Source organism: Candidatus Pantoea gossypiicola (assembly GCF_008632075.1).
In the GTDB taxonomy this organism is placed as follows: Bacteria; Pseudomonadota; Gammaproteobacteria; order Enterobacterales; family Enterobacteriaceae; genus Pantoea; species Pantoea gossypiicola.
The window spans coordinates 41,304-63,254 of the sequence record NZ_VWVM01000008.1; the positions used below are offsets into that span (position 1 = coordinate 41,304).

General features: G+C 53.4%; 20 protein-coding genes and 1 tRNA gene. 4 read left to right on the forward strand and 17 right to left on the reverse strand.

Translation table 11 applies throughout. The annotated features are described in order from the left end of the window. Positions 1-222: 222 nt before the first annotated feature. Positions 223-519 (forward strand): Rdx family protein, encoded by a 297-nt coding sequence (locus F3I20_RS12055; protein ID WP_033733740.1) that lies wholly within the window; start codon positions 223-225, stop codon positions 517-519. Here F3I20_RS12055 and F3I20_RS12060 read toward each other — a convergent pair whose 3' ends face one another. From F3I20_RS12060 to F3I20_RS12095, 8 genes are all read right to left on the reverse strand, one after another. After that, complete coding sequence (locus F3I20_RS12060; RefSeq protein WP_150038557.1) at positions 520-1,059, reverse strand: PadR family transcriptional regulator; 540 nt, start codon at positions 1,057-1,059, stop codon at positions 520-522. It abuts the gene before it with no gap. A 71-nt stretch (positions 1,060-1,130) separates the two neighbouring features. After that, positions 1,131-1,913, reverse strand: a complete 783-nt coding sequence (locus F3I20_RS12065) for a siderophore-interacting protein (protein WP_150038559.1) — start codon at positions 1,911-1,913, stop codon at positions 1,131-1,133. A gap of 385 nt (positions 1,914-2,298) precedes the next feature. Next, positions 2,299-2,481: a hypothetical protein gene (locus F3I20_RS12070; protein ID WP_223811653.1), complete on the reverse strand. Its 183-nt coding sequence runs from the start codon at positions 2,479-2,481 to the stop codon at positions 2,299-2,301. 230 nt (positions 2,482-2,711) lie between these two features. Further along, positions 2,712-3,581 carry a helix-turn-helix domain-containing protein gene (locus F3I20_RS12075; protein ID WP_150038561.1) on the reverse strand — a complete coding sequence of 290 codons (870 nt, stop codon included), beginning with the start codon at positions 3,579-3,581 and terminating at the stop codon, positions 2,712-2,714. Positions 3,582-3,989: 408 nt separating this feature from the next. Beyond that, positions 3,990-4,163, reverse strand: coding sequence for a DUF2474 domain-containing protein (locus F3I20_RS12080; RefSeq protein ID WP_150015691.1), 174 nt, complete (start codon positions 4,161-4,163; stop codon positions 3,990-3,992). A 1-nt stretch (position 4,164) separates the two neighbouring features. Continuing rightward, complete coding sequence (cydB, locus tag F3I20_RS12085) at positions 4,165-5,169, reverse strand: cytochrome d ubiquinol oxidase subunit II (protein WP_150019338.1); 1,005 nt, start codon at positions 5,167-5,169, stop codon at positions 4,165-4,167. Between the two features lies 1 nt (position 5,170). Beyond that, a complete protein-coding gene (locus tag F3I20_RS12090) occupies positions 5,171-6,583 on the reverse strand; it encodes a cytochrome ubiquinol oxidase subunit I (RefSeq protein ID WP_013359002.1) in 1,413 nt (470 codons plus the stop codon). 779 nt (positions 6,584-7,362) lie between these two features. Continuing rightward, complete coding sequence (locus F3I20_RS12095) at positions 7,363-7,743, reverse strand: winged helix-turn-helix transcriptional regulator (protein ID WP_150038563.1); 381 nt, start codon at positions 7,741-7,743, stop codon at positions 7,363-7,365. A gap of 98 nt (positions 7,744-7,841) precedes the next feature. Here F3I20_RS12095 and F3I20_RS12100 point away from each other — a divergent pair, with 98 nt between their 5' ends. Together F3I20_RS12100 and treF are read left to right on the forward strand one after the other, a co-directional pair. After that, entirely contained in the window at positions 7,842-8,699 is an 858-nt protein-coding gene (locus F3I20_RS12100) for an SDR family oxidoreductase (RefSeq protein WP_150038564.1), read from the forward strand. A gap of 351 nt (positions 8,700-9,050) precedes the next feature. Further along, positions 9,051-10,709 carry an alpha,alpha-trehalase TreF gene (treF, locus tag F3I20_RS12105; RefSeq protein ID WP_150038566.1) on the forward strand — a complete coding sequence of 553 codons (1,659 nt, stop codon included), beginning with the start codon at positions 9,051-9,053 and terminating at the stop codon, positions 10,707-10,709. 76 nt (positions 10,710-10,785) lie between these two features. Here the strand turns inward: treF and F3I20_RS12110 are convergent, their stop codons facing one another. The 5 genes from F3I20_RS12110 to F3I20_RS12130 form a co-directional block, all read right to left on the reverse strand. Next, positions 10,786-11,292, reverse strand: coding sequence for a ferritin-like domain-containing protein (locus F3I20_RS12110; RefSeq protein ID WP_150038568.1), 507 nt, complete (start codon positions 11,290-11,292; stop codon positions 10,786-10,788). Between the two features lie 10 nt (positions 11,293-11,302). After that, complete coding sequence (locus F3I20_RS12115; RefSeq protein WP_150038570.1) at positions 11,303-11,785, reverse strand: YciE/YciF ferroxidase family protein; 483 nt, start codon at positions 11,783-11,785, stop codon at positions 11,303-11,305. 504 nt (positions 11,786-12,289) lie between these two features. Next, positions 12,290-12,454: a con-10 family general stress protein gene (locus tag F3I20_RS12120; RefSeq protein ID WP_004571242.1), complete on the reverse strand. Its 165-nt coding sequence runs from the start codon at positions 12,452-12,454 to the stop codon at positions 12,290-12,292. A gap of 745 nt (positions 12,455-13,199) precedes the next feature. Next, a complete protein-coding gene (locus tag F3I20_RS12125; protein ID WP_150019335.1) occupies positions 13,200-14,165 on the reverse strand; it encodes a sensor domain-containing diguanylate cyclase in 966 nt (321 codons plus the stop codon). Positions 14,166-14,794: 629 nt separating this feature from the next. Continuing rightward, positions 14,795-14,870, reverse strand: a tRNA-Phe gene (locus F3I20_RS12130). Between the two features lie 222 nt (positions 14,871-15,092). Between F3I20_RS12130 and F3I20_RS12135 the strand changes: the two genes are divergently transcribed. Beyond that, a complete protein-coding gene (locus F3I20_RS12135) occupies positions 15,093-16,412 on the forward strand; it encodes a methyl-accepting chemotaxis protein (protein WP_150019334.1) in 1,320 nt (439 codons plus the stop codon). A 27-nt stretch (positions 16,413-16,439) separates the two neighbouring features. Here F3I20_RS12135 and mrdA2 read toward each other — a convergent pair whose 3' ends face one another. From mrdA2 to deoA, 4 genes are all read right to left on the reverse strand, one after another. After that, positions 16,440-18,311: a peptidoglycan DD-transpeptidase MrdA2 gene (gene mrdA2 / locus F3I20_RS12140; protein WP_150037713.1), complete on the reverse strand. Its 1,872-nt coding sequence runs from the start codon at positions 18,309-18,311 to the stop codon at positions 16,440-16,442. A 221-nt stretch (positions 18,312-18,532) separates the two neighbouring features. Then, positions 18,533-19,246, reverse strand: a complete 714-nt coding sequence (gene deoD / locus F3I20_RS12145) for a purine-nucleoside phosphorylase (protein WP_150014694.1) — start codon at positions 19,244-19,246, stop codon at positions 18,533-18,535. Positions 19,247-19,272: 26 nt separating this feature from the next. Then, complete coding sequence (gene deoB / locus F3I20_RS12150) at positions 19,273-20,496, reverse strand: phosphopentomutase (RefSeq protein ID WP_150037712.1); 1,224 nt, start codon at positions 20,494-20,496, stop codon at positions 19,273-19,275. A 95-nt stretch (positions 20,497-20,591) separates the two neighbouring features. Then, entirely contained in the window at positions 20,592-21,920 is a 1,329-nt protein-coding gene (gene deoA / locus F3I20_RS12155; RefSeq protein ID WP_150014698.1) for a thymidine phosphorylase, read from the reverse strand. Positions 21,921-21,951: the final 31 nt, after the last annotated feature.

Sequence of the window (21,951 nt, forward strand, 5' to 3'; positions counted from 1 at the left end):
TTAATTGTTAGTATTCGCTCACTTGCTTGCTGCAACATAAAAAACGGCTCTGCATAAAAGCCGTAAAAAATCAGAACATCATGCGGGTGTAATCATTATCGCCGGGAATTTAATGCAACTGATAATCATTATCAATCTTATTTACATTAAGACATAAACCACAGCGCACAAATTGTTAACCCGAATGCATCTGCATTTATCAATACGTAAAGGAAGAGAGTTATGGCGCAAAAACCTGTGGTTGTTATTCACTACTGTATGCAATGCAACTGGCTGATGCGGTCAGCGTGGATGGCACAGGAACTTCTGCATACCTTCGCTGAGGATCTGGCTGAGGTCACGCTGAAACCCGGCACCGGCGGCATTTTTGAGATTACGCTGGATGGTCATCTGCTGTGGGAACGTAAGCGGGACGGCGGTTTCCCGGATGCGACTACCCTGAAACAGCGCGTGCGCGACATCTGTTTCCCGGATCGTACCCTGGGTCACATCGATAAGAATAAGAGTGAAATCAGCTGATTAACTGTGGGTGATTTTATCAGCCGCGTCGTGCAGCGCCCTAATCAGCGTCTGCAGCGCGGCTTCTGAAATCTCTTCCTGCGCCAGTCGTTGATTCAGAGCCACCTTCAGCCCGTGAATTGCCTGCTCCACAGCAGGAATGCTGCGGTTATTGACCACGATTGCCAGCGTAGAGAGACGCGTAATCAGGCTGGCTACCGTTTCGCGGTTATCCGCCAGCTGCGCCTCACCAGCCGCCGTCAGACGGTAAGCTTTACGCGCTGCCTGCGCATCCACCACCTGAATCGCCTCCATCTCTTCCAGCAGCGTCAGGTTGGGATAGATGATCCCCGGACTGGGCGAATACTCTCCCTTTGACAGCTCCTCAACGGACTTGATCAGCTCATAGCCGTGCGCCGCATTCTGCGCCAGGAAATGGAGCATCAGCAGGCGAATCTCACTCGCTTCCAGCATCTTTTCACGTCGTTTACGTCGTCCGCTGCAGCCGCCTGCGCGCGAAGTCTGTTCGTCAGATGAAGTGGAAGTCGGATGCTGTTTCATGACCTGCCCTGCTGAAAAAAAGGAGAGTGATGGTAGTCCGCCATCTGGCAAAACTCAATTGTCAGCGCGGCTTACTTCTGATGCCAGTAGGCCACCGCCCGCACGAAGTCGCTGTCGAGACCACGCTGCGATGTAAAGTAGTCAGACAGCGCTTTAACAAACTCCCCCTCGCCGGTCAGCCAGATAAAGTAATCTTCCGTCGGGAACGTGAGCTGATCCAGCCGGGTAATCAGCTGGCTGAGCTGCGCTTTTTGCATCTTACCGCTGCCCAGCCAGTTTGCCGTTACGCCTGCTGTATCCGATAAATAGTCGCGACCGGTCGCTTCATCGGTAAAGGCATAGAGATGCAGCGCCTGGGCGCGGGCGTCACGCTGACGGCGGGCAAAAGCGGGCAGTCCGGTTTCGTCGCAGACGTAAAGCTGGAATGTGTAGCCGGTCGGCACTACCAGCGAGCCACGTGGCCCACCAACAATCAGTTGATCGCCCACCTGCGCCTGCGCGGCCCAGTCACTGGCTACGCCCTGCTGATGAATATAGAAGTCGAGGGTCAGTGAAGACTCACCATCGAATTCCAGCGGCGTGTAATCACGTGCCTGCGGACGTAAACCTTCAGGCCAGACAATGCCTGCGTCGGTAATCTGTGGCAGAGCCAGTGTCTCACCTTCAGAAGAAGGGAAAAACACCTTGATGTGGTCATCAAAGCCTGGTGACGTAAAGCCTGCCAGATCGCTGCCGCTGAACCGGATGCGCCAGAATTTCCCGGCAATCCTGGTTTTACTGGCGACCTGAATATGACGGAAACGCAGTTCATTGCGGATGCGCTGCGGCGTACGCTTTTCGGCTGTTGTAGTCAAAATCTCTCTCCTGAAACAGGGTCTATGCCCGATAGTCAGGGGCATACCCGCCGTGATTAAACAATAATGTAATAACAATCATTCTCATCTGTAGCCACAAGATTAGCTATGATATATCTTCGGCACAAGAACGAAAAATGCGATTCTGCGACTTAAGATATATTTTAAACAGCGTCGTAAGAGAAGTAATGCGGACGGAAAGTGGCATGAGTGAGAAGCATGCGATGCAGCAGGCAGGTAAACAGTGTTTTAAAAGGCAGGCGAATGGGCCTCAGAGAGGACGCCGCAGATGCAGAGTGTGTGCAGGGTAATCAGGCGGAAGCTGTCCGACTCCTGAAGAGCCGGGCATCATCTCGCGCCGCCGGTTCTGGCAGCGCATCAACCCTTACAGCGTGTCGTTGAATCCGGAAAGGGAGGCATTACTGCTGGTGTGATCCGGCAGTTCACCATCACCCAGGATTTCATGCTGGGTAACCTGAGAGTGCGGATGCAGTCCGGCAGGCGGTGAGAAAGGCTCAGCCTGCTGCGCCATCGCCATTGCAGGCAATGCCAGGATCAGGGAAATCATTAAGCGTCGCATAGTTGTCTTCGATTGTCGTTTTGACCAGAAAAGGCCAGAAATGCAGATGAATGTTCCATCCCTGCCACAGAAGCACGATGATTCAGATATGACAGGGTTTCGGGGGAGAATTTTACGCCAGAATGGCGACTTATTTTATAAAATCGTGCGGTTTGTCACGGTTTATCGCACGAAAGATGCATTGGCAGGGCCAGAAGCGATTTGCCCTGCCCTGTCGACTACGCCTGCATCACCGGAATTGAAAAAACGCCGCTGAGCCAGTCGGGCTTACAGTGCGCAAAATCGAGACGCAACAGGTCTTTGCCCGGACGGCGTGAGACACCCAGCATGGGCAAATGCTGATAGTAGATATCCTCGATAAAGCGCGTCAGCTGCTCCGGCCTGCCGCTCCAGCGGATCGACGCATAAAGACCACACACCTCGCTCCAGCTGGCGGTATTGTCACCCAGCAATCCGGCATGTTGTGGTGCCAGCGCCTGAAACAGGCTGATATTCTGCTGGTCAGCAGAGCTATGGCCAGGACCATACTGAAAACCTAACCAGCCGTGCGTCGCATGGCTGCCCGCCAGCGCGACCAGATGCCGTGCCTGCTCTGCCACACGATGGTCGTCGTCGGCAATATACTCACCAAACCTGCACTCCCACTCCAGTGTCTCTCCGCACAGGTGCAGTTCTTCCTCACGTGCCACCAGCGTCGCACGCTCTGCCAGCGATCGCACCAGAATGCGACCATGGAAGTTTTTAACCGGCAAATGAGGAATACGGCGAAACGCGCCAGGCGTCAGCGAAAAGTGGCCTTTGAACACCCGCGTGAAGTTTTGCTGGTTATCAAAGCCAAAACGTACGGCGATATCGATCAGCGTCATGCGCGTCAGACGCAGCGCCATGGCCGCCATCGTCAGACGCCGTTTGCGGGTATACGCCGCCAGCGTCTGTCCGGTCATCTCCTTGAACATGCGCTGCATATGCCATTTGGAATAACCTGATTTCAGGGTGATTTGATCGATATTGAGATCGTCGGTGAGGTTGGCTTCTATCCACTCGACCAGATCGTTGATGTGCTGTTTTTTAATGGCCTGACTGAGCATGATGGCGATTTACGACGCGGGTTAGGACTGAAATTTTCGTTACAAAAGAATAACAAAAATTGCGAATCGGTGTAAGGAAAGGGTAAGACGCACGCGCCCGTTCGGGGCGATTCCGCATTAATTGCTTAGGTTACTAACTAAAAAAGGCTGACTGACGTCAGCCTCGGACAACTCAGAATGTAAAGCGATGGGAGCATACGCCAGGAGCAAAGCAGCGCGGGCCATGGACAAAAATGCCGGGAGCGTTTTTGAACAACGCAACGCGTTGGCCCGGCTACGGGCGCACCTCACGGATGAGGTGCGTAATCGCCCGCGCTGAGCATGCCAGGGATAGCGTTTTTGCGTCTTTGCGGAGGGCGTATGCTCCCTGAGCTTGCTCGTTATCAATACTCGCAGTCGTCACGACAATTAATGACTACGCATTCCCGCTGCAGTCATCATCATGCGGAACAGCGAGGCGACAACGCCCAGCGCCAGCACGCTGGCAGCGTAGATAAACACCAGCCACATTACACGCTTCCACCACGGTGCTTTCGTCTCTGCGTTTTCATTGTGGTCTTTCATGCTGCTGAGGCTTTTCATATCAATGATATCCTGCGTCTGCTTTGATTTTTCCACGGAACACGTAGTAGCTCCAGAAGGTATAGCCCAGGATCATCGGGATAATCAGCAGGCTACCCACCAGCATAAAGGCCTGACTCTGCGGAGGTGCCGCAGCCGCCCAGATGGTCACGGATGGCGGAATAATGTTTGGCCAGATACTGATGCCCAGTCCGGAGAAGCCCAGGAAAATCAGCGCCAGCGTCAGCAGGAACGGTGAATAGTGTGCCTCGCGTTTGATGGCGCGAACAATGCCCCACGAACAGAGCAGCACCAGCACCGGAACCGGCAGGAACAGGAACAGATTTGGCGTGCTGAACCAGCGATGAGAGATGTCCGCATGCGCAAACGGCGTCCACAGGCTGACGATGCCAATAATCACTAACAACGCAATCACCAGCGGCGTCGCCAGCGCGGACATCTTACGGTGCAGTTCATTCTCGGTCTTCATGATGAGCCAGGTACAGCCCAGCAGCGCATAGGCCACTACCAGACCCACACCGCAGAACAGCGGGAACGGCGCAAGCCAGTCCATTGCGGAACCGGCAAAGCGGCGTCCCTCAACCGGAATGCCATCCAGCAATGCACCGACCGCCACACCCTGACTGAAGGTGGCGATGATCGAACCGGCAATGAACGACTTGTCCCAGAATGCACGATGGCCTTCCACCGCTTTAAAGCGGAACTCAAAGGCGACGCCGCGGAAAATCAGACCAATCAGCATGGCGGTCAGCGGAATCGACAGTGCATCAGCGATGACTGCATAGGCCAGCGGGAACGCACCGAACAGGCCTGCGCCCCCCAGCACCAGCCAGGTCTCATTACCATCCCAGACCGGCGCAACGGTATTCACCATCATGTCGCGCTCGCCAGCATCTTTATTGAACGGGAACAGCAGACCAATGCCCAGGTCGAAACCATCCATCACGATATACATCAGGGTTGCGAAGACGATAATCACAAACCAGATAACAGAAAAATCGATCATCTTAGTGGTCTCCATCCTTAAAGGTGGCAGCGGAAAGTGGACGCGCTGGCGTTTTCTTCTGACCCGGTCCACCCTCTTCGGTGATATGACCTTCGCCGACAACCGGTCCCTGCTTAATCAGACGCATCATATAGTGATACCCCACGCCAAACACCGAGCTGTAGACCAGAATAAAGGCCAGCAGGCTGATGCTCATGTGCATATCGCCATGTGCGGAGACCGCATCAATAGTGCGCTGCACGCCATAAACCACCCACGGCTGACGACCGATTTCGGTGGTAAACCAACCAGCCAGAATCGCAATCAGACCCGAGGGTCCCATCAGCAGCGCAAACCACAGGAACGGACGCGACTCATAGAGACGTCCTTTGAAACGCAGCCAGAGGCTGACCACGCCCAGCGTGATCATCAGCAGGCCCAGCGCCACCATCACACGGAAGGACCAGAAAATCACCGTTGAATTAGGTCGATCCTCTTTCGGGAACGACTTCAGCGCCGGAACCTGCTTGTCCAGACTGTGCGTCAGAATCAGACTGCCAAGATAAGGCACTTCCAGCGCATATTTGGTGCGCTCCTGCTCCATGTCAGGAATACCAAACAGAATAAGCGGTGTGGCTTCACCCGGCGGGTTTTCCCAGTGACCTTCAATCGCCGCGATCTTGGCAGGCTGATGTTCCAGCGTGTTCAGACCGTGAGCATCACCAATCATTGCCTGAATCGGCGCGACGATCAGCGCCATCCACAATGCCATGGAGAACATCCTGCGGATGGCAGGATTGTTGTTGCCCTTCAGCAGATGCCAGGCCGCCGACGAGCCGACAAAGAAGGCACTCGCCAGAAACGCTGCCACCGACATATGGAACAACCGGTAAGGGAAAGAGGGGTTAAAGACGATTTTGAACCAGTCCTGCGGAACCACGATGCCATTCTGGATGATGTAGCCCTGCGGCGTATGCATCCAGCTGTTAGAGGCCAGGATCCAGAAAGTCGAAATCAGTGTTCCCAGGGCGACCATACAGGTGGCAAAGAAGTGCAGACCCGGACCTACGCGATTCCAGCCAAACAGCATCACACCCAGGAAGCCCGCTTCCAGGAAGAACGCCGTCAGCACTTCATAGGTCAGCAGCGGACCGGTGATACTGCCGGCAAACTCTGAGAAGCCGCTCCAGTTCGTCCCGAACTGATAAGCCATCACCAGCCCTGACACCACACCCATACCGAAGTTAACGGCAAAGATTTTGGACCAGAAATGGTAGAGATCGCGATAGGTTTGATCGCGGGTTTTGAGCCACATACCTTCGAGTACAGCCAGGAAACTGGCGAGACCGATGGTGATGGCGGGAAAGATAATATGGAAGGAAACAGTAAATGCGAACTGAATCCTGGCCAGATGAAAGGCATCTAATCCGAACATTGCTTACCTCTTTGCCACATAGAACACCATGTATTTACTTATTATTAACAACTTATGCCTGATGCGCTGACTTCTCTGCGCTTATTGAAATTCCCGCCGCAAATTTAGAACTATTCGCGACGAGGAAACAGAAACAGTGGGGTTAATGAAAACTATAACAGTCTTTGTTGATTTTGATCATTGTTTTTAGTGGGAATTACTTATTTAAAAATAAGGCCTAAAGGTTAATCAGAGCGTATTTATGTGTCGTTAATGTTACGGTATTTGTCACTTTAAAATTTCACATCGGCAAAGCAAATCCTGACTCAAAAAAAGCCTCAACCGGCTGTTTTCAGACGTTATTTTGTTATAAACCCTGATTTAAAAAAGGTCAAACCCGGCAGTGGAAAATTTAAATAATCTTACTTATTAACGAGTTATATCAGTAATTCGCTACCCGCGCCGCTTTGTTTATTTTTTTGCATTACCCTGGCTAATCCAGACCTGAATCCAGGTGAAAAATAGCCAGAGCGGCGCATTTAAGCGCTACCGGAGATGTTAATAAAATGGGTCAAAATGCCGTAATGAATTAACAGCGCATCCGAAGCAGCCAGTTATTCCGGGCCTGAGCCTGATGAAATGATTTAATAACCAGCAAAAAGGCGAGAAACCCGCTTGGGTTATTTTCGCTGCCGTTAGGTTATTCCGGTTTCAGGGAGTGAAAGGAGAGAAGAACAGATCATAAATCGCCTGCCAGCATCTCCACACTTTCACGACGAGATGGCTGACAGGCGAGGGTTTTACTCATCTGCAGATTTTTCGCGCTGTGCCAGAATCCGGCTCAGGTTCAGCTCCAGCCAGTCTGCCAGCCCCACAACCTGTTCACTGACTTCACGACCAAGCGGGGTCAGACGATATTCCACGTGCGGCGGTACGACATCGTAAGCGATGCGCTGCACGAAGCCATCTTCCTCCAGATAGCGCAGATTCTGCGCCAGCATCCGTTCACTGACGCCACCGACCGCCCGGCGCAATGCACTGAAGCGCAGCGTCTGGTCCTGGAGAGCCAGCAGAATCAGTACGCTCCAGCGGCTGGTCACCCGTTTCAGTACGTCGCGCGACGGACAGTTAACGTTGAGTAGTTCACCACGACTAAATTTTTCACTCAATTTTTCAGACATTTAAGCTGCGCACCTCAAACTAACAATTCTGTAAGTACTTACTAAAAATTAGTTTATACCCTAGTCTGGATTTCACCAACAGCCACAGGAGTCATCCCATGATTGCAGTCACAGGTGCCACCGGCCAGCTGGGCCGAATCGTTATCGATGCATTACTGAAAAAAGTTCCGGCAGCAGAAATCGTTGCCGCTGTGCGTACGCCCGCTAAAGCGGCCGATCTTGCTGCGCTGGGCGTGATTGTGCGCCAGGCCGATTATGGCCAGCCAGAGACGCTGGAGGCTGCTTTTGCAGGCGTGGATAAGCTGCTGCTGATTTCGGGCAGTGAAGTGGGCCAGCGTGAGGCGCAGCATAAAGCTGTCATCGACGCTGCAAAGGTTGCAGGCGTGAGCTTTATCGCCTACACCAGCCTGCTGCATGCAGATACCTCACCACTGGGTTTAGGTGTTGAACATCGCGCGACAGAAGCGCTGCTGAAAGCCTCTGGCATTCCGTTCGCGCTGCTGCGTAACGGCTGGTACACCGAGAACTACGCCGCCAGCATTCCACCGGCGCTGGCACATCATGCGTTTATCGGCGCGGCGGGTGAAGGCCGCATCGCCTCTGCTGCCCGTCAGGATTACGCTGAAGCGGCGGCTGAAGTGATGACCCGTGACGATCAGGCGGGCAAAGTCTATGAATTGTCCGGCGACGACAGCTATACGCTGGCGCAGTTTGCTGCGGAGATTGCCGCACAGAGTGGTGAGAAAGTCGATTATGTCAATCTGTCTCAGGCTGACTTTGCCGCCGCGCTGAAAGGCGCTGGCCTGCCAGAAGGTCTGGCAGAGATGCTGGCAGATTCCGATGCCGGTGCAGAAAAAGGTGGCCTGTTTGATGATTCGCGTCAGTTGAGCAAACTGATTGGTCGCCCGACCACAAGCTGGCAGTCGGTGATCCGCACAGCACTGGCGAACCATTAATCCAGCTCTCTCTGAGCGGGCAACCTGGCCCGCTCAGTTCTCACTCCTGCCCTGATTTACGTTGCGTATGCCATTTTCTGCACCCTTTGCGGTTGCGGTTTTTTTTACAAAATGTGAATAAATGCCAGTTTTCTTCAGCTTAAATTTTTTTATTCGTGTCGCTAAGAGATTCATCCGAAATGCGTTTTTTGTGAAATTCGCTATATTTGGTTGAATTGACTGGAATTTATTAAAAAAGCTCGATTAATCGACAATTTTTATTACGTTCATAGATATTCTGCATTGTTGTTCCGCAGGATGAGAGGTCTATAATTTCTCCTTTGTGCAACCACGACCGCTCAGGAGGCCGTTATTAATACCCATCGCCAGCAACAAAATGCACCTGAAGAGGTTCGTGCCGGGGCGGAAGTTGAGTATCAATACGATCCCCATGAACTGAAACTGGATCGCATGCAGGATTCTGAACCGGAACCGGAGCTGATTGAAGGCTTACCGGCGCCGGATGCGCTCACCCCTGCCGATCGTTATCTGGAACTGTTTGAACATGTCCAGATGTCGCGGATTTTCGAGGACAGCAAAACCTTCCCTGACTGTTCGCCTAAGTACGATCCGCTGGATGTGCTGATGCGCTATCGTCGACAGAAACGCAGCAGTGATTTCGACCTGTCACGTTTTGTTGCCGATCACTTTTATCTGCCTGGCGTAAACGAAAGTTTTTATGTCTCCAACCCGGATAAATCGCTCAACGAGCATATCGATGACCTGTGGCCGGTTCTGACCAAAATGCCGCAGCAACATATGCCGCACTCCTCGCTGCTGCCCTTACCTAAACCCTATGTGGTACCAGGCGGACGCTTTGGCGAAACCTATTACTGGGATTCCTACTTCACCATGCTGGGGCTGGCGGAATCGGGCCGTGATGACCTGCTGCGTCACATGGCAGATAACTTCGCCTGGCTAATTGATAACTATGGCCATGTGCCAAACGGCAACCGTACTTATTATCTCAGCCGTTCTCAGCCACCGGTGTTTGCGCTGATGGTCGAGCTGTTTGAAGAGGATGGCGTGCGCGGTGCGAAGCGCTATCAGGAACAGCTGATGAAGGAATATCAGTTCTGGATGGATGGTGCCGGCTCACTGATGCCAAACCAGGCCTATCGCCACGTCGTGCGGATGCCAAATGGCTCACTGCTGAATCGTTACTGGGATGACCGCGATACGCCACGTGATGAGTCATGGATGGAAGATGTCGAAACCGCCCGCGAATCTAAACGTCCGGCCAGCGAAGTCTATCGTGACCTGCGTGCTGGTGCGGAGTCGGGCTGGGATTACTCCTCACGCTGGCTGCGTAATCCGAAACGTCTGTCGAGTATCCGTACCACACAGTTTATCCCTATCGATCTGAACGCGTTCCTGTACAAGCTGGAACTGATGATTGCCACCCTGTCGCACGCCAAAGGCGAAGAGCTGACGGCGCTGGCGTGGCAGAAAAAAGCGGAAACGCGGAAACGTGCTATCACTCGTTACCTGTGGGATAGCACCGCTGGTGTATTCCGCGATTACGACTGGCGTCGTGAGCGTTTTGGTGCCTTTACCGTTGCCTCGGTCGTTCCGCTGTTTGTGGGTCTGGCGACGCCGCATCAGGCGCACCTGCAGGCAATCTCACTGCGTCATCTGCTGCTGAGTAACGGTGGCCTGCTGACTTCAATGGTGGAAAGTGGTGAGCAGTGGGATCGTCCTAACGGCTGGGCACCGATGCAGTGGATGGCCGTTGTTGGCCTGAATAACTACGGTGAAGAGACGCTGGCAAGTGAAGTCGCGGTAAACTGGCTTAATACGGTTAATAACTTCTATCAGCTGCACCACAAGCTGGTCGAAAAGTATGACATCAGCGGCGAACGTGCGCGTCCCGGCGGCGGCGGCGAGTATCCATTACAGGATGGCTTCGGCTGGACGAACGGCGTCACGCGTAAGCTGATGACGATGTATGGGCATTTAATGGCTGACTGAGTGTCGCAGCCTGCAAATCACTAAAACGCAAAAAGCCGGGCAATCCCCGGCTTTTTTCGTGCAGGCTTTCTGACAACTACTTCTTCGCTTCAGCGCCCGGCTGCGCCGCAAGTTGCAGGAACTGCTGAGTCACTTCCGGCAGATGCTGCAGCAGCCACTCCGCCATGGCCACTTCCTGATCGCGGATCTCGTTGAGGATGCGTACGCCCTGCGTATCGCCTACCTGCTCCGCCGCGGCGATCAGGCTGGTGTAGCTGGCGATTTCAGCGTTCTCAAAAACGTAACCACTGATGGCACCCTTCACCACTTCATCTGAGTTAAACATACCGCCAACCGCCTGGCCGGTCGCCGCCATTTTACCCATCACATCTTTCATCACAGAGTGATCGATACCGTGGCTGTCGAGCAACTGTTCCAGCAGGGTCAGCTGGTGCTTAGTCTCTTCCAGATGTTGTGCCAGACGCTGTTCCAGCGACGGATAGTGTTCAAGACGGCCTGACATCTTGCTCAGCATGCTTTCTGCCTGCTTTTCCATCGCATGCGCATCGCGCAGCCAGTCATGATAGTGTTCAATCGCAGTCATGTCTTACTCCTTAAGAGACAGTAATAGCTTCGGCTACCGAGGTGAGTTTCTCATCCGTTTGTTTCTCTTCATCCAGGGTCGCGGCCAGCAGCTCTGCCGCTTTGGTATAACCCAGCTTCAGCGCCAGCGCATGCAGCGTACCGTAAGTAGCAATCTCATAGTGCTCTACTTTCTGCGCTGCACCGATCAGCCCCTGATCGCGGATTTCGCCCTTTTCGACCGAGTCGATAATTTCCTGGGCCTCTTCAACCAGACCTTCAAGCGCATGGCATTTCATTCTTTTGATTTTGACTTCAGGTGTCACGTCTACCAGTTCATCCAGTCGTTCAATCTGAGCACGGGTCTCTTCCAGGTGCTGATTGAATGCAGCAATAAGGTTTTCGTCACTGGCTGCGCGCGCCATTTTAGGCAATGCACGGGTTATCTGTTTCTCAGCGCTGTATACATCGGATAGGTCATGGATGAACAGATCGTTTAACGTTTTCACTGTCATAAGATAGCCTCATTGATTAAAAAGCTGCGTCGTTAATAACGCAACGGCAGTCATGTCGTTGACACCTGAAAAGTCTAGTGGAGATTATTAATATCGCACGTTTCATCAGCCTGAATTTAAGACAGAAGTGGCATATAAAATGCATTTTCCTTTTCACAGCAGTCATTTAGCGGATAAAAGTTTTTATAGCTACGGCTTCGCTAGTCAGGTGGAATTTGTACAAATCGATAAATCTATGTATAAATTTTTTCAGATTGTGTGCATAAAAAAAGCGCCATTCAAAACTTAGTTGTACAGGAGTTTATTAATCGGTATAAGTTTAAACGATAGAAAATAAAAAAACCGGCAGGGAAAACCCAACCGGTTTAATTAACGGTGTCTCTCTGTGCCGATGATAAATCAGCGACATAATTCAGGAGGTAATTATCTTGCAGGCAAATAAAAAGAGAATCTGTACAGCCTGGTAAACGCACCAAACTACCGTTACGGCAGTATGAAAAGCGTTTAGCTTCTGCGGCTTACCTTACCTCCCTTACGCCCGGCTTCAATGGCACGTTCGGGATCGTTTTTAAAGTTCCCGCCGCTTTTCTGGCCGCCTTTTCGCCCTGCTTCCGCAGCACGCTCTTTGTCGGCTGCAAAATTTCCGGCCCCACCACGATATTGAGTCATTCTGTGTTCCTCTTTGAAATTAAAATCAGAATGTGCACAGTTAATGCTTCATCAGGCCGATTCAGCAACATAAATGTAGACAGAAAATCGGACCGATCAAGCGAGAAAAATAAAAAATCCTTCACACTACCCCATTATTGGTAGCACAACCCTCACTCGCAATGGTAACGCATTTCAACTATCGCTCAGTACTATTTAAAAAAGGGATACGGCGTAAAAAAAGATTGCTTACAAAAATCGCCGCGCCCTATTAATCGATCATTTTCGAAAAATGTCCAATTGAAAAAATAGTAACCGAAGCGGCACCAGGATAGCTTCACCAATAATAGTTAGTGAAGATGATCAATAAACGATCAATTTCCCTAAGCGAAGCGCTAAATACAATTTACCTCTTTTGTTTAGCGCTCAAAATTAAGCGAGACGCAAGGCATTGACACTGCTTGCTGAAAATAGCTGATTTCGATCGATAAATGATCAATTGTACTGATTTAATGAAAATTTTGAGCTGAATGACACGCCATGACAGATGCAAATATTCAGGCGCAAGCGAATCGATAGTTTGCGGTTAATCCGCAGATGAACATTCGGTTTTCGGAATAGTACTAAAAAGTGTTTTCTGTGGGAAAACGCATAGGTTTGGATGTCCTGTAGACGATCTATTGTGAAACATAATGGAGGGAATCAGACAGAGTCAGTCAGGTAAGAGTGTATATCCGTGGCCGTGCAGGGCAGATGTCTGGCAGAATCAGAGGGGATCAGATATGGCGGCATCAAAGGCGACACCCCGTTTCCCCTTTTTCTTAATGCGATACATTGCTTCATCAGCACGTGCCAGGGCGGTATCAAAGTCATCTTTTACCTCGACCTGGGATACGCCCACTGAAGCGCCTATATGCGCATGCCCGTTAGCCAAATCAAAAGGAGTAAGTACCGCGTCGAGGCAGGCATGCGCCAGCTGTCTGACCTGCGGATGGTTTAGCGCAAACGGCAATAGCAGGATGAACTCATCGCCGCCGAGCCGGCCAATGGTCACTTCTGCTGGAGAAAGCTCAGTTAATCGCTGACTTAACTGAATTAACACTTCATCACCGCTGCGATGCCCCAGCGTGTCGTTAACGTGTTTGAAGTTATCCAAATCAATAAAGGCTACGCAGAGTGGACCCTGCGCTTTCATTTCACAGAAATCATTTTGCAGGGCATGGCGGTTGTTAAGCAATGTGAGGGGATCGTGCAGCGCCAGCAGGGCAAGCTGTTCTTCATATTGCTTCTCTTTAGTCATGTCAATGTGAGTGCCAATGACTTTAACCGGCTCGCCGTGCGCGTTCCACTCACTGACCCGCCCCCGATCCAGCACCCACGTGATACTGCCATTTTTGGCAATCATGCGATGCAGCGCTTCGTAGTAAGGCGCTCTTCCGGCGATGTGATCGTTAAACGCCCGCAAAACTTCGGCGGCATCGTCGGGATGAAGGCTCTCTTTCCAGGACTCAAACGTGGCATCTGTCTCTTTCGGCTGGAAGCCCAGCATCGCACCCCAGCGCCGGTTAAAGATCACCAGTTTGCCGCTGGGAATATCAAGCTGCCACAGGAACAGTCCGGTGCCATCCAGCGCCGCGTTGAGTTTTGTTCGGGCGTCATGTGCTATACGCTTCAGACGCGCATTATGCTTTTTCAGGTTCTGTATCTGCAGACGCAGCGCTTCTTCTGACATGACCGTAAGACAGGATTAAGAAAGGTGTATTGTGCCTGTCAGACTGATTCTGTAAAGAGTGGCGAATAAAAGACGATTAGCCGCGGTCAATTGCAGGCTGGACAGCACATCAGGCGGTGCGGATCTGGCAACACAGCACAGAGGCGAAGCGCCAAATTGGTTTCGCCGTGAAATCTGTTTGCTTTGCTCCAGCGTTGGGAAACGAAATGCGCCGGACAGAAGTGAATTTTGGGAATGTCAGGGAGTCTGGCGAACCTTTCGATAACGGGTTCGCTCCAGAACGCAAAAACCCGCCAGAGGCGGGTTCTTTAAATTTGGTGCCCGAACCCGGACAAAAATGCCGGGAGCATTTTTGCATCGCGCGTCAGCGCGACCCGGAGGGCGAGCCACTGGATGTGGCGAGTGTATCGAACCTTCGATAACGGGTTCGCCTCAGAACGCAAAAACCCGCCAGAGGCGGGTTCTTTAAATTTGGTGCCCGAACCCGGACAAAAATGTCGGGAGCATTTTTGCATCGCGCGTCAGCGCGACCCGGAGGGCGAGCCACTGGATGTGGCGAGTGTATCGAACCTTCGATAACGGGTTCGCCTCAGAACGCAAAAACCCGCCAGAGGCGGGTTCTTTAAATTTGGTGCCCGAACCCGGAATCGAACCAGGGACACGGGGATTTTCAATCCCCTGCTCTACCGACTGAGCTATTCGGGCAACGGGGCGCATTAAACCAAAGCGGCCCGGCAGCGTCAAACGCTTTTCACCAAAATCACATCGACTGACGGCTTTTCCATCAACTTAAATATCGGGTTTGACCCGGCGCAAAAATCTCGCGGTCGGCTGAATAAATTTCACTCAGCGGAGCGGTAAAGGCTGCATTGTGCCGCGATTTTGCCGATATAGCATGCGAGACCCACACTAATAATAAGGATCGCCATGTTTTCCACCATTACATCAGGTATCGCTTCTCGCCACGGCTGGCAGAAGCGGGCACACTCAGCGGCCACGCTGAGCTCGCTCAACGGCTCCATTGCCATGGTTGAGTTCTCCCCCGATGGCACCATTCTCAGCGCCAATGCGCTGTTTCTGGCGCGCATGGGCTACACGCTGACGGAGATTGAAGGCCAGCACCACAGTCTGTTTTGTACGCCGGAACAGCTTCAGTCACGGGACTATCAGGATTTCTGGCTGCGGTTGAATCGGGGCGAAAGCTTCAGCGATAAATTTCTGCGCATGGCGAAAAACAGTCGCCCAATCTGGCTCGAAGCCAACTATGTGCCGGTGCAAAACCGCCATGGCCGGGTGATTAAAATCGTCAAACTGGCCACCGACATTACAGGTCATATCAACGATGCGCAGGAGCAGCGCGCCATCACCACCGCCATTGAACGGTCGATGGCGGTGATCGCCTTTAACCTCAAAGGTGAAGTGCTCAAAGCCAACGACAACTTTCTTAAAACCATGGGCTACCGTCGTGAGGAAGTAGAAGGAATCCACCACAGTCGCTTCTGTTCGCAGGCTGTACGCGACAGCCGCGAATATAGCGCGTTCTGGCAGCAACTCAACCGGGGTGAATTTGTCTCGGGTCAGTTTCCCCGGGTGAATAAACAGGGCGAGACGGTCTGGCTGCGCGCCACCTACAATCCGGTATTTGACGAGCAGGGCCGGCTCTACAAAATCGTCAAATTCGCCACGGATGTGACGGCACAGGTGGAAAAGAATCAGCAGGAGCATGATGCGGCGCAGCGGGCTTATCACACCGCAATGCAAACGGATGAAAGCACAAAGCTGGGTGCCGATGTCATCGCCAGCAGCGTGCAGACCATGAATGCGCTGGCGGGTGAACTGCAGGGGATCTCCGGTGATATTACCGGCCTCAGTGAGTCCTCCGATCGTATCGGCGCGATTGTGGAAGGCATCCGTCGGATAGCCGATCAGACTAACCTGCTGGCGCTGAATGCCGCCATTGAAGCGGCGCGGGCCGGCACCCATGGCCGCAGCTTTGCGGTGGTGGCTAACGAAGTCCGCACGCTGGCAGCCAACATTAACCGCGCCACTACCGACATTGAAAACCGGATTCAGCAAAATCATCTGCTGGCCAGCCGGGCGCTGAAAGGTATTGAGTCCAACCTGAAACGTGCCGACCAGGGCGTACAGCTGGCTCAGGAGGCGGGCGGCGTGATTGCAGAAATCCGTGAAGGCGCAACGGACGTGGTGCGCGCCATCGGACAGGTGACCAAAACGCTTAAAGTCTGATGCTCTGCGGGGGCCTTCGCCCCCTTTTTACGGTGTGGCCTGAGCGGGTGCTTCTGGCACCGGCGGAATAAAGATATGGTCCAGAATATCCCGCATCACGGGCGCAGCCGTTACCCCTTCCCCGCCACCATTTTCCAGAATTAACGCCACCGCCACTTTCGGATCATTAAACGGCGCAAAGGCGGTATAGAAGATATGGTCACGCAGCCGCACCGGAATCATCTTCGCGTTATAAGTCTGGTTCTGACGCAGGCTGAAAACCTGCGACGTCCCGCTTTTTGCGGCGATGCCATAAGGTGCCGTATGGAAATATTTATAACCGGTGCCGTCAGGCGCGTTAGCCATGCCAAACATCGCGTGACGCACCAGTGACCAGTAAGGTGAGTGAGGATCGCCAATCTGTGCTTCGCGCAGCTGCGGATGGTAGTTTTCAACCAGCGTGCCGCGCTGGGTTTTCTCCAGCAGATGTGGTGCGATAACCCGACCGTTGTTAATCAGCGCGACCATCGCTTTCACCATCTGAATCGGCGTCGCAATCCAGTAGCCCTGACCAATACCGACGGAGACCGTATCGCCCTGATACCAGGCCTTTTTATGCACCTTCTGTTTCCACTCGCGGCTCGGCAGCAGGCCGTTATACTCCTCATTCAGGTCGATGCCGGTCGATTTACCATAGCCAAACTGGCTGAGCATGGTGTGAATCCGGTCAATGCCCATCATAAACGCCACCTGATAGAAGAAGGTGTCGGCAGACTCTTCTATCGCGCGAGTGACATCCAGCATGCCGTGCCCGGTTTTCTTCCAGTCGCGATAGCGCCGGTCCGTCCCCGGCAGCGTCCAGGTCGGCGCACCAAAGAACTGCGTCTGTGGCGTAATCACATGGGTCAGCAGCGCCGACATCGCCATATAAGGCTTCACCGTCGAGGCGGGCGGATAGAGTCCCTGTGTGACGCGGTTGATCAGCGGCAGGTCTTTATCCTGCAGCAGCTTTTTGTAGGCCTGATAGCTGATGCCTTTCACAAACGGATTCGGGTCGTAGCTGGGACTGGAAACCATCGCCAGCACAGAGCCGTCGTGCGGATCCTCAATCAGCAGCGCCGCACGCTGCCCCGCCAGCAGGCTCTCCACATACTGTTGCAGATGCAGATCCAGCGTCAGCGTCAGGTTTTTACCCGCGACCGGCGGCACCTCTTTCAGCACGCGCACAATGCGGCCATGGTTATCCACTTCCACTTCCTGATAACCCGGCTTGCCATGCAGCTGCGCTTCGTAATAGCCCTCAATCCCCTGCTTGCCGATGTTGTGGTCCGCCGCATAGTTTTCGGCAATACCTTCCGCATTCAGCCGCTTGTAGTCGTTATCGTTGATTTTCGACACATAACCGATCACATGAGCGAGATCGGCCCCATAGGGATATTCACGATCCTGGTAGGTCTCAATGCTGGCACCGGTAAAGCGGAACTGATTCACCGCAAAGCGGGCGACCTGCTCTTCGGTCAGCTCTTCTTTCAACACGACCGGTTTGTAACGACTGCTCTGCTTCAGCGCACGGCGAAAGGTGTCGATCTCATCGGGTGTCAGATTTACGATCGGCGTCAGCGCCCGCAGCGTGGCGTCCATATTGGTGATTTTATAGGGCGTCAGCGTGATGGCATACCAGCTGACGTTGCGCACCAGCGGAATGCCATTGCGGTCATAAATCAGCCCACGCGTTGGGGCAATGGGGATCATTTTGATGTCATTCTGGTTGGAGCGCGTCTGGTAGTAGGCATGGTCGCGCACCTGCAAGCGAAAAAGGTTTACGCCAAGAAGGGTGAAACAGAAACAGACCAGAGCAAAGGCGATTGCGGCGCGACGGGCAAACAGCTTCTCTTCAGCGTCGAAGTTACGAAAGTTCATCAGGGGGCATTATCAGGAGATTAATTATTATCTGTTGTTGGGCACCATGATAAAGCGCGATCGCAGGCGTGCCAGCGCGAAGATGCACAAGCCTCGGCAAAAGTGTGTCATTTAATGTGAATGTTACCGGGAAAGCGAGGCGGGAAACTCAGATCCTCCGGCTAAGGAGGATCTGAACAGGCGATCGGGCAGCAGGCGGGAATCGTCACCCGCCGCATGCATTAATCACCCAGCAGGACAGACTCCAGCGCAATCCTGATCATGTCGTTGAAGGTTGTCTGACGCTCAGCAGCCGTCGTCTGCTCGTGTGTACGGATATGGTCTGATACGGTGCAGATGGTCAGCGCTTTAGCGCCAAACTCAGCGGCCACACCGTAGATACCCGCAGCTTCCATCTCAACGCCGAGGATGCCATATTTTTCCATTACGTCGAACATCTGCGGATCTGGCGTGTAGAAGAGATCGGCAGAGAAGATGTTACCGACCCGCGCTTCAACACCCAGGTTTTTTGCCGCATCAACCGCGTTACGCACCATGTCGAAGTCAGCAATCGCCGCGAAGTCGTGATCTTTGAAACGCATACGGTTCACTTTGGAATCGGTGCAGGCACCCATCCCGATCACGATATCACGCAGTTTTACGTCAGCACGTACGGCACCACAGGAGCCGACACGAATGATCTTTTTCACGCCGAAGTCCGTGATCAGCTCTTTGGTGTAGATGGAGCAGGAAGGGATACCCATTCCGTGCCCCATTACAGAGACTTTACGGCCTTTGTAAGTACCGGTGTAGCCCAGCATGCCGCGCACGTTATTTACTTCAACCGCGTTTTCCAGGAAGGTTTCTGCGATGTGTTTTGCGCGCAGCGGATCACCAGGCATCAGTACGACGTCTGCGAAATCGCCCATTTCAGCATTAATATGTGGGGTTGCCATTGTTTAATCCTTATTAAATTGCTGATTTACAGCATGTTCTTGCCATAGTCCATCTCGGACAGGCCAAAATAGTGTGCAATTGTCTGACCAATATCGGCGAAAGTCTCGCGGTATCCGAGTGAACCCGGCTCCACTTTCGGTCCGTAGATCAGAATCGGAATGTGCTCACGCGTGTGCTCCGTGCCTTCCCAGGTCGGATCACAGCCGTGGTCAGCGGTCAGGATCAGAATGTCATCTTCGCCAACCAGCGCCATCAACTCAGGCAGACGACGGTCAAACAGCTCCAGCCCGCCCGCATAACCGGCGACATCGCGACGATGTCCCCAGGTGGAGTCGAAATCAACGAAGTTGGTGAAAACAATCGCCTGATCCGGCGCGGTTTTCATCTCCTGAATCGTCGCGTCAAAAAGCGCATCCAGACCGGTCGCTTTGACCTTTTTGGTAATGCCCTGCTCAGCATAGATATCGGCGATTTTACCCACGGAGATCACGTGACCGCCCTTCTCATCCACCAGCTTTTTCAGCATGGTAGCGGATGGCGGCTCGACCGCCAGATCGTGACGGTTACCGGTACGCTCGAACTGACCCGCTTTGTCACCCACAAACGGGCGGGCGATCACGCGGCCAATGTTGTAGCCCCCTTCGGTCAGCTCTTCGCGGGCGATTTCGCACAGCGCATAGAGCCGCTCAAGACCAAAGGTCTCTTCGTGACAGGCGATCTGGAATACGGAGTCCGCAGAGGTATAGAAAATCGGCTTGCCGGTTTTCATATGCTCTTCGCCCAGCTGATCAAGGATCACCGTACCTGAAGAGTGGCAGTTACCGAGATAGCCCGGCAGGTCGGCGCGCTCAACCAGCTTGTCCAGCAGTTCCTGCGGGAAACTGTTCTCTTTGTCGCTGAAGTAGCCCCAGTCAAACAGCACCGGTACACCGGCGATCTCCCAATGGCCTGACGGCGTATCTTTACCTGACGAAAGCTCGCTGGCGTATGCGTACGCGCCGGTGATTTTTGCCTCAGGATCCAGACCCGCCGGGAAGCGGCCGGTCGACAGCTCGGCGGCTTTACCCAGCCCCAGCGCGGTGAGATTAGGCAGATGTAAGGGACCTTTACGTCCCTTGTCTGCCTCACCGTTAAAACAGGCTTCGGCGATATGACCCAGGGTATCTGAACCTGCGTCGCCGAATTTATCGGCATCTTTACTGGAGCCAATTCCAAAGGAATCGAGAACCATAATAAAAGCACGTTTCATGCAAGTCTCCTGCGCATTGGCGCGTGACAAGTCAAAAAAAAGCGATCAGATCAGTATACCCGAATGCATCGCGGCTGGCATCGGTTACTGGTCAGTTAGCTGAGATTGCTCACACGGCGATAGACAACTGGCGTCTCTGCCGGTGCTGAATCCCCGAGCACCAGCGCAGCTTTAACCGCTGCGGCGGCCTGCTGCCATTTGTCTTCGCTGCTGGCGTGAATCATCGCCAGCGGACGCTGTGCATCGGCACGTTCGCCCAGGGTAATCATGTCGCTCAGGCCGACGCTGTAGTCGATGCTGTCGCTGGCACGCTGACGTCCGCCGCCCATCGCCACCACCGCCAGGCCCAGCGCACGGGTATCCATGCTGCTGACGATGCCTGGCTGGTCGGCATAAACCGGTTTACTCAGCATTGCCGCGGGCAGATAAGTGTCATAGCGTTCGACGAAATCAGCCGGTCCCTGCTGGGCAGCGATCATGCGGCCAAACACCTCAGCCGCCTTGCCGTTATCCAGCACCGTCATTAGCTTCTGACGCGCGTCGGCGTCGCTGGCGGCCAGTTTGCCGGAGATCAGCATTTCGCTGCAGAGCGCCAGCGTCACTTCCAGCAGGCGCGGATTGCGCTGTTCACCGGTCAGGAAGCGCACCGCTTCGCGCACTTCCAGCGCGTTACCGGCTGACGAGGCAAGCACCTGATTCATGTCCGTCAGCAGCGCGGTGGTCTGGCAGCCTGCGCCGTTGGCAACGCCCACAATCGACTGCGCCAGATTTTCTGATGCTTCATAGGTTGGCATAAATGCGCCGGAACCCACTTTGACATCCATCACCAGCGCATCCAGTCCCTCGGCCAGCTTCTTCGCCAGAATCGAGGCGGTGATTAACGGAATAGAATCAACGGTGGCGGTGATGTCGCGCGTCGCGTAAAAGCGCTTATCTGCCGGGGCCAGCGAGCTGGTCTGGCCGATAATCGCCACACCGACCTGCTTAATGATCTCGCGGAAACGATCATCACTGGGGAAAATATCGAAGCCCGGAATCGCTTCCAGTTTATCCAGCGTGCCGCCGGTATGCCCCAGACCACGACCGGAGATCATCGGCACATATCCGCCGCAGGCGGCGACCATCGGCCCTAACATCAGCGATGTGACATCGCCGACGCCGCCGGTCGAGTGCTTATCCACCACCGGCCCGTTAAGGTTGAGTGATTTCCAGTTAAGTACCGTACCGGAATCACGCATCGCCATCGTCAGCGCAACCCGCTCCGGCAGTGTCATATCATGGAACCAGATAGTCATTGCCAGCGCGGCAATCTGACCTTCAGAGACGGTGTTATCACGCACGCCGTTAATGAAGAAGCGAATCTCCTCTTCAGTCAGCGCCTGGCCGTCACGTTTTTTGCGAATAATTTCTTGTGGCAGGAACAAAGTAGCCCCCTGGTTCAGGGAAATCAGGATG

Excerpts from the sequence above, each read along its gene's own strand:
- F3I20_RS12115 (WP_150038570.1), bottom strand. The coding sequence starts at position 11,785 with ATGACAGTGAAAACGTTAAACGATCTGTTCATCCATGACCTATCCGAT.
- mrdA2 (WP_150037713.1), bottom strand. The coding sequence starts at position 18,311 with ATGAACTTTCGTAACTTCGACGCTGAAGAGAAGCTGTTTGCCCGTCGC.
- F3I20_RS12060 (WP_150038557.1), bottom strand. The coding sequence starts at position 1,059 with ATGAAACAGCATCCGACTTCCACTTCATCTGACGAACAGACTTCGCGC.
- F3I20_RS12055 (WP_033733740.1), top strand. The coding sequence starts at position 223 with ATGGCGCAAAAACCTGTGGTTGTTATTCACTACTGTATGCAATGCAAC.
- F3I20_RS12080 (WP_150015691.1), bottom strand. The coding sequence starts at position 4,163 with ATGAAAAGCCTCAGCAGCATGAAAGACCACAATGAAAACGCAGAGACG.
- F3I20_RS12135 (WP_150019334.1), top strand. The coding sequence starts at position 15,093 with ATGTTTTCCACCATTACATCAGGTATCGCTTCTCGCCACGGCTGGCAG.
- F3I20_RS12090 (WP_013359002.1), bottom strand. The coding sequence starts at position 6,583 with ATGTTCGGATTAGATGCCTTTCATCTGGCCAGGATTCAGTTCGCATTT.
- F3I20_RS12075 (WP_150038561.1), bottom strand. The coding sequence starts at position 3,581 with ATGCTCAGTCAGGCCATTAAAAAACAGCACATCAACGATCTGGTCGAG.
- F3I20_RS12110 (WP_150038568.1), bottom strand. The coding sequence starts at position 11,292 with ATGACTGCGATTGAACACTATCATGACTGGCTGCGCGATGCGCATGCG.
- F3I20_RS12100 (WP_150038564.1), top strand. The coding sequence starts at position 7,842 with ATGATTGCAGTCACAGGTGCCACCGGCCAGCTGGGCCGAATCGTTATC.
- deoB (WP_150037712.1), bottom strand. The coding sequence starts at position 20,496 with ATGAAACGTGCTTTTATTATGGTTCTCGATTCCTTTGGAATTGGCTCC.
- cydB (WP_150019338.1), bottom strand. The coding sequence starts at position 5,169 with ATGATCGATTTTTCTGTTATCTGGTTTGTGATTATCGTCTTCGCAACC.
- F3I20_RS12095 (WP_150038563.1), bottom strand. The coding sequence starts at position 7,743 with ATGTCTGAAAAATTGAGTGAAAAATTTAGTCGTGGTGAACTACTCAAC.
- F3I20_RS12125 (WP_150019335.1), bottom strand. The coding sequence starts at position 14,165 with ATGTCAGAAGAAGCGCTGCGTCTGCAGATACAGAACCTGAAAAAGCAT.
- F3I20_RS12120 (WP_004571242.1), bottom strand. The coding sequence starts at position 12,454 with ATGACTCAATATCGTGGTGGGGCCGGAAATTTTGCAGCCGACAAAGAG.
- F3I20_RS12070 (WP_223811653.1), bottom strand. The coding sequence starts at position 2,481 with ATGATTTCCCTGATCCTGGCATTGCCTGCAATGGCGATGGCGCAGCAG.
- deoD (WP_150014694.1), bottom strand. The coding sequence starts at position 19,246 with ATGGCAACCCCACATATTAATGCTGAAATGGGCGATTTCGCAGACGTC.